Annotated in this window: 10 protein-coding genes; 9 read left to right on the forward strand and 1 reads right to left on the reverse strand. The window is 68.4% G+C overall.

Annotated features, from left to right (window positions below; all coding sequences use genetic code 11):
• Window positions 1–11: 11 nt before the first annotated feature.
• Complete coding sequence (locus tag OQZ28_RS03580; protein WP_130730590.1) at window positions 12–419, reverse strand: hypothetical protein; 408 nt, start codon at window positions 417–419, stop codon at window positions 12–14.
• A 133-nt stretch (window positions 420–552) separates the two neighbouring features.
• Here OQZ28_RS03580 and OQZ28_RS03585 point away from each other — a divergent pair, with 133 nt between their 5' ends.
• From OQZ28_RS03585 to hslV, 9 genes are all read left to right on the forward strand, one after another.
• Entirely contained in the window at window positions 553–1,146 is a 594-nt protein-coding gene (locus tag OQZ28_RS03585; protein WP_130730589.1) for a chemotaxis protein CheW, read from the forward strand.
• Window positions 1,143–2,537 (forward strand): CheR family methyltransferase, encoded by a 1,395-nt coding sequence (locus tag OQZ28_RS03590; protein ID WP_458135164.1) that lies wholly within the window; start codon window positions 1,143–1,145, stop codon window positions 2,535–2,537. Before OQZ28_RS03585 ends, OQZ28_RS03590 begins: the two co-directional genes overlap by 4 nt.
• The gene (locus OQZ28_RS03595; RefSeq protein ID WP_458135165.1) at window positions 2,537–3,088 is read left to right on the forward strand and encodes a chemotaxis protein CheW; all 552 of its coding nucleotides are present in this window, start codon (window positions 2,537–2,539) and stop codon (window positions 3,086–3,088) included. Before OQZ28_RS03590 ends, OQZ28_RS03595 begins: the two co-directional genes overlap by 1 nt.
• Before the next feature lie 6 nt (window positions 3,089–3,094).
• On the forward strand, window positions 3,095–4,777 hold the full coding sequence (locus tag OQZ28_RS03600) for a methyl-accepting chemotaxis protein (protein WP_458135166.1): 1,683 nt from the start codon (window positions 3,095–3,097) through the stop codon (window positions 4,775–4,777).
• A gap of 11 nt (window positions 4,778–4,788) precedes the next feature.
• A complete protein-coding gene (locus OQZ28_RS03605) occupies window positions 4,789–6,891 on the forward strand; it encodes a hybrid sensor histidine kinase/response regulator (protein WP_130730585.1) in 2,103 nt (700 codons plus the stop codon).
• Complete coding sequence (cheB, locus tag OQZ28_RS03610; protein ID WP_275100968.1) at window positions 6,888–7,988, forward strand: chemotaxis-specific protein-glutamate methyltransferase CheB; 1,101 nt, start codon at window positions 6,888–6,890, stop codon at window positions 7,986–7,988. Before OQZ28_RS03605 ends, cheB begins: the two co-directional genes overlap by 4 nt.
• 9 nt (window positions 7,989–7,997) lie before the next feature.
• Window positions 7,998–9,860 (forward strand): response regulator, encoded by a 1,863-nt coding sequence (locus tag OQZ28_RS03615; protein WP_458135167.1) that lies wholly within the window; start codon window positions 7,998–8,000, stop codon window positions 9,858–9,860.
• A gap of 38 nt (window positions 9,861–9,898) precedes the next feature.
• On the forward strand, window positions 9,899–11,860 hold the full coding sequence (locus OQZ28_RS03620) for a response regulator (protein ID WP_458135168.1): 1,962 nt from the start codon (window positions 9,899–9,901) through the stop codon (window positions 11,858–11,860).
• Window positions 11,861–11,931: 71 nt separating this feature from the next.
• Window positions 11,932–12,525, forward strand: coding sequence for an ATP-dependent protease subunit HslV (gene hslV, locus OQZ28_RS03625; protein ID WP_130730582.1), 594 nt, complete (start codon window positions 11,932–11,934; stop codon window positions 12,523–12,525).
• Window positions 12,526–12,527 lie beyond the last annotated feature (2 nt).

Raw genomic sequence — 12,527 nt, forward strand, 5'->3', positions numbered from 1 at the left:
CCGTCCGTTTGTTACATGGTGCGCGCGGCGATGGTCGACAGCGTTGCGCACAGGGCCGCCAGCGCCATGAGCATCAACCCGTCAAACACCAGCGAGGACGGCGTGAGGAAATGCGATCCCACCTCAAGATGGTCAGGAATGGAGTGGGCCACATGGGCGATCATGTCACGCGCCTGCGGGTCGCTGCCCGCCGCCCCGTTGACGATGCCGATCACATGCGGCAGCGCGCTCCAGCCAATGCCCAGCACCAGCACCAGGGGCGCCACCAGCTCTGAAACCTGCTGCACGAGGTAGAACGCGAAATAGAACACCGCCCACACGCCAATGCGCACGATGCGCGGCCCGTTCAGCCTGCCGGGAGGGGTGGCGTCAGGCGGCAGCGTGCGGTCCTGGGAACGGCTGGAAAAGGAACTGTCCATCAAAACAAGACTCCGGCAAGGGGCGGCTTCCCCGGATTGTAGGAAATGCATTCCTGCCCGAGGTAGCGATGGCTTGTATTAAATGCAAACTTCTGCCTTGTGCATATGGCAAACAGCGAAGGGCGCCGGAGCAATGGATCACACCAGCCCACAGCAGGCCACGGCAACGGGGCGGGCCCGCCCCGAAGCCCCGCCGGTCATGGTCTTTCGGGTGGGGGAGCGGCAGTACGGCCTGCCCGCGGGCCTGGTGGTGCGCGAGTGCATGCCCGTGCCCGCCCTGCGCGCGCCCATGGTGACGGTGCCGCATGTTTCGGGCTGGTTCCGGCTCGGGGGTGCCATGGTGGCGGTGCTTGACCTTGGCGTGCTGCTTGGCGTGCGCGCCCACGCCGTGCGTGCGCCGCTTGATCTGCTCTACCGCCCGCTGCTTTTGTGCAACCAGCCCGGCGGCGGCTGTGTCGCGCTGCTGGTCGATGCGGCCCTTGATGTCATGCACCCCCCAAAGGGCAGCCCCGCCATGGTTGACGCAGGCGCCACGGAAGCAGAGGGTGCGGGGCAGGAACTTGAACTGGGGGATGGCAGCACTGCCTTCATGTTGCGCATGACCGACATCCTGGACGATGGTGAACGCATGCGGCTCGACAGCCTGCTCGAGCGCACCCGCGCGCGCGCGGCCCTTTGGGCGCAGACGGACCCCGGCGCCACCACGGCAGCGGATGGCGCGCCGTGAGCGGATCGGCCGCCTTTCCGCCAGCGGGGTTTCGCAGGCTCGTCAATGCCGTGACCCGGCGCACCGGCCTGCATTACTACGTGGACAAGGCCGACCTGCTTGAAGAGGTGGTGGGCGCGCGCATGCGCCTGCATGGCTGCCGCACCTGCCATGACTACCTGGCCCTGCTGGCCGACGGCGCGCGAGGCGATGCGGGATGGCGCGAGCTGGAATCGGTCATCACCATCGGGGAGACCTTCTTCTTTCGCTATGCCGAGCAGTTCGCGGCCCTTGAGCGCACCATCCTGCCCCGGCTGATCCGCAGGGCGCAGGCCACGCGGCACCTGCGGATCTGGAGCGTGGGCTGCGCCAACGGGGCCGAGCCCTATTCCATCGCCATCGTGCTGGCGCGCCTGCTCGATGAGGCAGGCCAGAAACTGGCGGACTGGCGGATCGACATCCTGGGCACCGACATCAGCACCCGCGCCCTTGACCAGGCGCGCGAGGCCGCGTTCAGCGCATGGAGCCTGCGTGATATTGCGCCTGCGCAGCGCGCGGAATGGTTCACCCCCGTCAGCGCGCGCCTGTGGCGGCTGCATGAGGGGTACCGGCGCATGGTCACCTTCCGCTACAGCAACATCCTTGACCTGCTGCGCCCCGATGGCGGCCCCGCCGGTCCGTTCGACCTCATCCTGTGCCGCAATGTGCTGATCTATTTCGCGCAGGCGCAGGCGGTGGGGCTGGTGCACGCCATGGCGGGGCGCCTCGTGCCCGAGGGCTGGCTGCTTTTGGGGCATTCGGAGCCGGTTTCCGATTTCAGGCCGTTTCTCGAGACCGTGCGCCTGCCCGGCACGCTGGCGTTCCGCGCGCCATGCGTGGGGGGTGCACAGGCGGCACTGGCCGCAACGCGGCCGCCGCCCGTGCCCCGCACCCCGCGTGCCACGCCTCCTGCGTCGTTGTCCGACAGCACGCCCGTGGCCGCCGCCATCCGCCGCGTGGCTGATGGCGGGCACGTGGCGCGCGCCATGCAGATGTGCCGCGACCACCTGGCCCGCCACCCGGTTGACGTGCGCATCCATTTCCTGTTCGCCGTGCTGGCATGGGGGCACGGCAACCTGCTGCAGGCCGAGGAATCGTTCCGCCGGGTCATCTATCTGTGCCGCGACCACGTCATGGCGCGCTGCTACCTCGCCCGCCTGCTTGAAGATGCGGGCGGCCATGCGCAGGCTGCGCGCATCCGCGCGCAGATGACGGAACTCGCCAGCCGCTGCCCGCCCGATGCCCCCCTGCCTGATGGCGATGGCCTGACCGCGGGCGGGCTGCTGCGGCTGGTGCGCCAGCTTGATGAGCCGCCCGGTGCGCCGTCTGGCGCGCGCCAGGCCATGGTTCGTGCCCAGCAGGTGCCGTCCTGATGGTGCGTTTTTTCGGCCCGCCGCCTGCCGCCCCCCCCCTTGCGGGGCGCGAGGCCTTTGCGCGGCGCGTACTGGCCGACCGCGCGCGCATCATGGCCGCTCGCGCCGACACCGAAGGCCCCGGCGTGCCCGCGCGCCCGCTGGTCCTGCTCGACCTTGCGGGCCAGTGCTGCGGGGTGGACCTGCATGCCGTGCTGCGCGTGACCGACCCGGTGTGGAGCGACATGCCGCGCAGGCCCGACTGCCCGCCCGGCGTGCGCGGCGTGCATGGCTATCAGGGTGACCTTTATACCGTGTTCGACCTGTCGGTGCTGCTTGGGGGTATGGCACTCGCGCAGCCCGGTGTCATGCTGCTGCTGCGCTCGGTGTCGAGCATTCCGCTCGGGCGCATCGCCCTGCTGGCCAGCAGGGCGGGCGGCACGGTGGACATTACCGCAACACCCACCCCCCTTACGCCCTCGGGCTTTCCGCAGGCCAGGCTGGCCGATGGGCGCAGCATGACGGTCATCGATCCCGCGCGCCTGTTTTCTTCCCGTTATGTCGGAGTGTGAAGTGCCGTGACTATCGCCAATCGCCTGCTGTTCGGTTTCATGGTCGGTGTCCTGCTCATGGTCTCGCTGGGTATCTATGCGCTGGGGCAGATACGCGACGTGCGCGACGAGATGACCATCATCGTCACGCGTGACCTGTCGGTCTATCGTGAACTGACCCATATCCGCGCCAACGAGAACGACCTCGTCGCCCGCAGGCTCGCCATCCTGGCGCATTACTACGCCCATGATTTCGAGACCGCGCCCGCCGTGCTCGAAGATGCCATTGCCAGCTGGGATGAAAAGGCCCGCGAGGCCGACAGCCTGCTCGCTGGCGTGCTTTCCCGTGCCGAGGAAGGCGGACGCCTTGCGCGCAGCAACGACCAGCGCGAGATGTTCAGTACCGTGGCCAGCCAGCTGCGTGATATTTCCAGCCAGTTCCAGATGGATACACGCGGTGCGGGGCTCCTGTTCCAGGCCATCCGTGCGGGCAATGATGCCAGCGTGCGCGAGCAGGCCTCGCGCATAGACAGCCGCGAGCAGTCGATCGACCTGCTCGTGGGCCGTGCCGCCTCGCTGCTCGACCACGGGGTGCAGGTGGCCGAAACCCAAGGTGCGGCCTCCTATGACTACAGCCGCCGCTCGCTGGCCATTGGCATGGTGCTCGCCGTGGTGGTGGCGCTGATCGTGACCTTCTGGACGCGGCGCTCGATCATGGAGCCGATCTCGTCCATCATGCACGTGATGGAGCGCGTGGGGCAGGGCGACCTTGCCACCCGCGCCAAGGTGGGCGGCATGGGCGAGGAGCGCGATGAGGTCGCCCGCCTTGCCGCCGGGCTCAACCGCATGATCGATGGCCTGCGCGAGATTGCCCGCCAGAGCGGCGAGGTGACGCAGAACCTCGATGCCGCCGTGGCCGAGATCCGCGCCTCCACCCAGCAGCAGGCTGCAAGTGTTGAGGAACAGTTTGCCGCAGTCCAGGAAACGGCTGCCACGGTGGACGAGATCACCCATTCCGGTGCCCAGATCAGCAAGCGCGCGCGTGAGGTGATTTCATCTGCCGAGGTGATCGTGCACAGCTCGGCCAGCGGGCTTGAGGCCGTGGAGGAAACCGCGCGCGCCATGGCCCACACCCATGATGGCGCCGAGGCCGTGGCCTCGAACATCGTGGCGCTGTCCGAGCGCACCGAGGCGATCAGCGAGATCATTGCCTCGGTCAATGACCTGTCGGAGCGTTCGCACCTGCTTGCCCTCAATGCCGCGATCGAGGCGGCGGCGGCAGGCGAGCATGGCCGTTCGTTCGCCGTGGTGGCCGCCGAGATGAAGATCCTCGCCGACCAGTCGCGTGACGCCACCCAGAACGTGCGCGCCATACTGGGCGACATCCAGCGCGGCATCAATACCTCCGTCATGCTGACGGAGGAGGCGGTCAAGCGCGTCTCGGCGGGCAAGGAACGCACCGACATCGCCTACCGCACCATCGAGCGCATGACCGGCGGCATCCAGGAGGGCGTGAATGCCTTCCAGCAGATCGTGGCCTCGACCAACCAGCAGCAGATCGGCATCGAGCAGGTCATGACCGCGCTGCAGAGCATCCGCCAGGCCAGCCAGCAGACATCGGGCGGCACGCGCAACCTTGAGGTCTCGGCCAGCAACCTCGGCAAGCTGTCCAAGCAGCTGCTCACCATTTCCGCGCGTTACCGGACCTGACGGGCCAGCCCGTGGATAACCTGAGGGACGAACTGCTGGCGGTGTTCGATGCCGAATACCGCGACCATCTGCGGGCCATCCGCGCCATCGTGGCGGCGGGCTGCCCGGATGCGCAGGGCCTTGCGGAGATCTTCCGCCGCGTCCATTCGCTTAAGGGTGCGGCGCGCGCGGTGGAACTGCCGGTGGTCGAGGGCGTGGCCCATGCGCTCGAGAACCGCCTCTCGGCCCTGCTTTCGGCCCATGCGCTGCCCGACGCGGCCGATCTTGCCGCCATTACCGATACGCTCGACGAGATCGACCTGCTCATGACCGCAACGCCCCCGGATGCGCCCGCCGCACCCGATGAGGCGGCGACGCAGGTGGAAAACCCGGCCTATGTGCAGGTGCCCGTGGCCCGGCTCGATGCGCTGGCCGCCGCCGTGCATGACCTCATGGCCGTGGCCGACCGGCATGAGCGGCTATGGGCGCAGGTGATGGACCTGCTGGGTGATGCGCGCGCCGTCATGCACGCGCCCGAGCGCATGCGCGCCGACCCGGTGGCCGAATTCGCGCGCATGACGCGCCGGCTGATGGGGGTGGGGCGCGAGCGTGAGCTCATGGCGGGCCAGATCGACCGTGCCCTGCTGCGCCTGGGCGAGGAAGTGCATGCCGTAACCCTCGTGCCCGCCGAGAGCGTGTTCGGCTCGCTGGCCGCCATGGCGCGGCGCATCGCGCGCGAGCATGGCGGGCCGGAGGCAGGCGTCGAGGTGCACATGACCGGCATGAACGTGCAGACCGAGCGCCGCGTGATGCAGGCATTGCGCGACCCGGTCATCCACCTCGTGCGCAACGCCATCGTGCATGGGCACGAAACCCGTGCCGAGCGGCTGGCGGCGGGCAAGTCGGAAGACCTCAACATCACCATCGCCGTGACCATGACCGGGGTGCGGCTGCAGGTCGCGGTGAGCGATGACGGGCGCGGCCCCGACCTGCGTGCCATCGCCGCCCGCGCGGCAGGGCAGGGGCTGGTCCATGCCGATGCCCCGCTCGATGCACGGCAGTTGCTGGCGCGCGTGTTCGAGCCGGGTTTTTCCACCCGTGGCAAGGCCGACAGCCTGGCCGGGCGCGGGGTGGGGCTTTCCGTGGTGGCGGAGGCGGCGCGCGCGCTCCATGGCAGCGTGCGCATGGAGCAGCGCCAGCCCGCGGGCACCACCGTCATCCTGACCGTGCCGGTGTCGCAGCGCCAGCGCACCGTGCTGCTGGTGGAAAACGAGGGCCAGTCCCTCGGCCTGCCCGGCCGGGTGATCCGCCACCTGCTGCGCGTGCGGCGTGACGAGATCCGCCTGGTGGGCGGCATGCCGTTTGCCGTGGTGCCCCACCCGCCCAATGGCGCGGGTGTGGCAGACGAACGGCGCGAGGAGGAACTGGTGCCGCTCGCCCCGCTGCGCGCCTTCGTGGGCGATGAAAACGCGCCGCTGCCGGTGCGCGATGGCGCGGTGAGCGTGGTGGTGATGGAGGTCGATGGCGTGCGCTGCGGCTTTGCCGTCGAGCGCATGGTCGATGTGCGCACGCTCCTGGTGTCGGACGCCACCGCCGTGGGGCTGGACAGCGAGCTCGTGCCCGGCATTGCCTGGCCGCGCGAGGACCAGCCGGTGTTCGTGCTCAGCCCCGACCGGCTGTTTGCGCGCTGGCGCGAGCGCGGCAATGGGGGTGGGGCGCATTTCAGCGATGTGGACAGCGCCGCCCCCGTGGTGCCCGTGCGCCACGCGCCGCTGGTGATGGTGGTCGATGACTCGATCACGACCCGGACATTGCAGAAAACGATCCTCCAGTCCCACGGTTATGACGTGTGCCTTGCGGTGGATGGAGAGGAGGCGCTGGCCATGCTCCAGCAATCCTCGCGGCATGTGGATGTGGTGGTGACGGATGTGGAAATGCCGCGCATGGATGGCCTGGCCCTGCTCGCGGCCATGCAGGGGGATGTGCATCTGGCCCATATTCCCGTCGTGCTCATGACCTCGCGCGATGATGGCGAGGATATCCGTCGCGGCATGGAAGGCGGCGCGCGGGCCTACCTGACCAAGCAGCGTTTCGACCAGGGCGAACTGATCGACACCATAAGGGGGCTTTTGTGAACGCAGTCCTGCCCCAGCCGGTCCAGCCGCCAAGACGCGTGCTGATCGTGGAGGATTCGGCGGTATTGCGCCACCTGCTCATGCGCGTGGTGGCCGATGACCCGCGCCTTGAACTGGCCGAGGCGGTGGAAACGGCGGAGGAGGCCCTGCGCCTAGTGCCGCGCCTTCGGCCGGACGTGATCTCGATGGATATCTGCCTGCCCGGCATGGACGGGCTTGAGGCCACGCGGCAGATCATGGCGCATTTTCCCACCCCCATCGTCATCGTGAGCGACACGCTGGGCGGCCAGGCCACGCAGGTCTCGATGAACGCGCTGCGCTCGGGGGCGCTGTCGGTGATCGAGAAGCCGCAGGGGCTTACGGGCAGCGCGGGGGCGGCCGTGGCGCAGGGCATTGCCACCCAGCTCTACATCATGAGCCAGGTGCCGGTCATCCGGCGCAGGCTCATGCAGGCGGAGCCCTTTCGCCACAAGGGCATGTGGTCGCGCCCGCTTGTCATCCACCCCCGCATCCTCGCCATGGCCGCCTCCACCGGGGGGCCGACCGCCTTTGCCCGCGTGCTGGGTGACCTGCCGCCCGATTTCGCGCTGCCGGTAGTGCTGGTGCAGCATATGGGGCAAAGCTTCATGGAAGGTTTTGCCCAGTGGCTGGACCAGCAGGTGGCGCTGCCGGTCAGGCTGGCGCAGCATGGCATGCCACTCGCGCGCGGGCAGGTGCTCGTGGCGCCGGGTAACCGGCACATGACGGTGGGCCCGCGCGGCGAGGTGCTGCTGCACGACGCAGCCCCGGTGCAGGGGCAGCGCCCCTCGGCTGACGTGCTGTTTTCCTCCGTGGCAAGGGTTTTTGGCGCCGACGGGCTTGGCGTGCTGCTGACCGGCATGGGCGAGGATGGCGTGGAGGGGCTGGGCCGCCTGCGCGCGCGCGGAGGCTACACGGTGGTGGAGGACCGCAGCACCGCCGTCATTCACGGCATGCCGGGCGCTGCCGAGCGCACGGGGGCGGCATGCATCAGCCTGCCGGTGCATGAAATCGCCCCCCATATTCTCCGGGCCATGGCGGGGGGCCCTGTTCCCTCCCAAGACCCCCTGGCTGGATAAGACGACCCCATGGTGCTGACCGACCGCGAAGCCATTGCCGACACCCTGCTGCTGGTGGAGGATTCGGACACGCAGGCCCTGCGCATCCGCCGCATGCTGGAAAGCCACGGCTTTCATGTCCATCGCGTGGCCAGCGGGGAGGAGGCGCTCGATACGCTTGATGTGCGCCTGCCGGGGCTGGTGATCGCCGATTATCACCTGCCGGGCATGAATGGCGGCCAGCTTGCCCGCCAGCTGCGCATGAGCGCGGTCACGCGCACCATACCCGTGCTGATCCTGACCGAGGGGATCGAGCCGGGGCTGGAGCGCGAGGGGCTGGAAAGCGGGGCGGATGCCTATATTCCCAAATCCTCCGACCCGGCGCTGATCGTCTTCCGCATCCGTGCGCTGCTGCGCGAGCACGCGGCGCATGCGCCCTCGCTCGTGCCGCAGCGCGTGTTCCGGCGCGCGCGCATCATGGTCATCGCCCCCGAACCCGAACACAGGCGCGCCGTGCCCGAACTGCTCGACCAGCTGCGGCGCGACGGGCACATCGTCACCCTGTGGCATGACCCCTCCCGCCTCGTGTCCGCCCTGCTGCATGACCCCGAGCACATGCCCGACTGCGTGGTGATCGATCTTGCGTGCCGGGAGTTCGACGGGCTTGAAGTCTGCCGCAAGCTTGATGAATGGCGGCAGGAGGACCTGCTCTCGGGCAACGTGCCGCCGCGCATACTCGGCGTGGATGGCGCCCCCCGGCCCGATGCCAAGGAGTTCTCGGCCCGCGTGTTCGAGGCGGGGATCGATGATCTCGTCTCGCGCGATGTGGGGCCTGCGGCGCTGGCGCTGCGCATTCGCGTGCTGGTGCGCCGCAAGCTGTTGCAGGATGACGTGCGCCGCATCGAGGTGGAGCGGCAGGCGCGCGAGATCGCGGTCAAGAGTGCGCGCGCGGAGGCGGCGGCCATTGCATCGAAGGCGTCGCTGGCCGAGGCGCTGGAGCAGGCCAACCGCGAGCTGGCCGATGCCAACCGCAAGCTGATCGAGACCCAGGGCAAGCTGGTGCAGACCGCCAAGATGGCATCCCTGGGTGAGCTGGTGGCGGGCATCGCGCACGAGATCAACAACCCGCTGGCCTTCATCCTGGCGCACAAGGACACGGTGGCGCGCGGGCTGGACCGGCTTGCGGCGATGGAAGACGCCACCACCGATGCCGACCACGACCAGCGGGGCGCGATCCTGGCCAAGTGCCGCGACCGGGTGGGGTCGATGAACATGGGGTTGCGGCGCATCCAGAACCTTGTGCTGAACCTGCGCAAATTCTCGCGGCTTGATGAAGGGCTGTTCCAGCTTATCGACGTGCCCGAGGCGCTGGAAACGGTCATGGCGCTGCTGACCCAGAAACTGGGCAGCGGCATTGCGGTCAGGCGCCAGTATGAGGCGCCTGACCGGCTGTACTGCCAGGCGGCGCTGCTCAATCAGGTCATCATGAATATTATCAGCAATGCGGCGGATGCAATTCTTGCCGCCCAGCATGATGATATGTCTGGTCAGGGCGGCATGGCGGTGGGCGAGATCGGGATCCACACCTACCTCGCCCATAATGACAGCGGGCCCGACAGTTACGTCTTTGTCATTACCGATAGTGGCCCCGGCATTGCGCCCGATGTGCAGGAGCGCATTTTCGAGCCGTTCTTCACCACCAAGCCGGTCGGGGCGGGCACGGGGCTGGGGCTGGCCATTGCCTATAGCGTGGTGCAGGCGCATCACGGCAGCCTGTCGGTGGGGCGGGCGCCACAGGGTGGGGCGCGCTTCACCATTTCCGTACCGTGGCATCCGGAGCAGGGAAGTGAAAGCCCGCCACCGGCCGCCATATCATCCGGGCGCATGGCCTGACCATGCCCACAGCCCGCGTGCAGGGAGAGACCATGCCCATGAACACAGATCCTGCCGCGCAGGCGCGCCCCGTCGTGCTGCTGGTCGATGACGAGGCGGAGATCCTCGTTGCCCTGACCGACCTGCTGGAAGACACGTTTACCGTCCTGTCCACCACATCGCCCACCGAGGCGCTGCAGATCCTTTCCGCCCGCAACGACGTGGACGTGATCGTGTCCGACCAGCGCATGCCCGAGATGGGCGGGGACGTGATGCTGGCCCGTGCCCGTGCCCATAGCGATGCCCAGGCCATCCTGCTCACCGGCTATGCCGATATCGGCGCGGTGGCGGCGGCACTCAACCAGGGGCGCATCTCGTTCTATTCCCACAAGCCATGGGACCCCGACGCCCTGCGCGCCATGATCGTGCAGGCGGCGGATTACCACCGCCTCGAGCGTGAACTGCGCACCGAGCGCATGCTGCTGCACGGGCTGCTTGACAACCTGCGCTCGGGCCTTGGCTTCAAGGATGCGCAGGGGCGTTTCATCCGCATCAACCAGCAGGCGGCCGATTTCTATGGCCGGGATATCAATGCCTGCCTTGGCCACACGGAGGAGGAACTGTGCGATGCCGACCTCCTGCCCATCATCCGGGCAGCGCAGGCGCGCCTGCAGGCGGAAGGGCGGGATGAGGAAGCGCTCGAACTGCCTGCCCATATCCGGGGTGCGGCACAGGGGCGGTGGCGCGAGATCACGCGCGTGGTTCTGGGCGCGCTGGGCGATGGCTCGGCCGGCTCGGTCGTGATCAACCGCGACATCACCCGCCAGCAGGAAATGGCGGCCCGCCTGCGCCAGGCGGAAAAGATGCAGGCACTCGGCACGCTGGCAGGCGGCATCGCGCATGACTTCAACAACCTGCTTACCGCAGTGCTGGGCTCGCTCGAACTCGTGCGCGACATGGGGCCGGAGGAAGGGCCGATGGCCCGCCTGCTCGACAACGCCGCCGCCGCCGCCCAGCGTGGCGCCTCGCTCACGCGCAGGCTGCTCAATTTCAGCCGCCCGCGCGACCTGAGCCTCGAGCCGGTGGACGTGAACGCCCTGTTGCATGGCATGAAGGACCTGCTGGCCCAGACCGTGGTCTCGCGCCAGGGCAAGGGGGCCCGCGGGCAGCCCTGTTCCATCGTGGTCGACACCGCTGCATCCGACGGGGGGCTGCCGCCTGTGTGCACCGATGCGGGCCAGCTTGAGCTCGCCGTGCTCAACCTGTGCATCAACGCCGTCGATGCCATGCCCGGCGGTGGCATGATCGTGGTCTCGACCGCCCTCAAGCAGGTGAAGGAGATCGTGGCGGGCACCAACCTCGTGCCGGGTGATTACGTGATGGTCTCGGTCACCGACCAGGGGGTGGGCATGTCGCCCGATACGCTGGCGCGCGTGTTCGAGCCCTTTTTCACCACCAAGGATGTGGGGCGCGGCACGGGGCTGGGCCTGTCCATGATCTATGGGTTCATCCGCCATGTGGGCGGCGAGGTGCAGGTGCGCAGCCAGCCGGGCCAGGGCACGCGCGTGGATCTGTGCCTGCCGGTGCAGGGGGGCATCAGGGCGCAGGACCCGGCCCGGCCCGTGGCCAGCCTGCAGGCGGGGGCACAAAATGGCCGCGCGCTGCATGTGATGGTGGTGGATGACGAGCCGGGCGTGCGGGCGGTCACGGCAGGCTTTCTGCGCGCGCGGGGGCATGAGGTGCTTGAATATTCCTCCGGCACGGCGGCGGTGGAGGCGATGAAGGCGGGGCTCGGCCCGATCGACCTCGTGATCATGGACGTGATGATGCCGGGCATGGGCGGGCTCGAGACGGTGCACCACCTCCAGGCCCTGCGTCCCGGCCTGCGCGTGCTGTACCTGACCGGCTACGCCAGCGCGGGCGCGCTGCCCGCGGGCAGCGCCAATGTCATGCACAAGCCCTTCACGCAGGCGGACCTTGCCGCCCATATCGACCGGATCATGCAGCGCCCGCCTGACTGAATTGCGGCCCGCGCCCGGCAGCGGGCGCGTTGCCCCTTGTGCTGGCGCAGGAAGGTTTTATCTGTAGGACCATGCAAGATCATCATTCCTCATCCCATGACCCTGTCGGGTGGCATGGTACGACCATTTTGTGTGTGCGCCGCGGCGGGCGTGTCGCCATGGCGGGCGACGGGCAGGTGACGCTGGGGGCCACCGTGATCAAGGGCAATGCCCGCAAGGTGCGCCGCATCGGGCCGACGGGGCAGATCCTGGCAGGCTTCGCGGGGGCGACGGCAGATGCCTTCACCCTGCTCGAGCGGCTGGAAAACAAGCTCGAGCGCTACCCCAACCAGCTCGAGCGCGCCTGCGTGGAACTGGCCAAGGACTGGCGCACCGACCGCTACCTGCGCCGGCTCGAGGCCATGATGGCCGTGGCCGATGCAGAGCGTTCCTTCACGCTTACGGGCAATGGCGATGTGCTTGAACCGGAGGATGGCATCATCGCCATTGGCTCGGGCGGCAATTACGCGCTCTCGGCCGCGCGCGCCCTGCTGGGCATTGACGGGCTGGGTGCCGAGGAAATCGCACGCCGTTCGATGAAGATTGCCGGTGATATCTGTGTCTATACCAACCACTGCGTCATTGTGGAGACACTGGGCGCGGATGCGCATGAAGGGGCGGCCTGATA

This window comes from Komagataeibacter sp. NFXK3 (assembly GCF_054182245.1).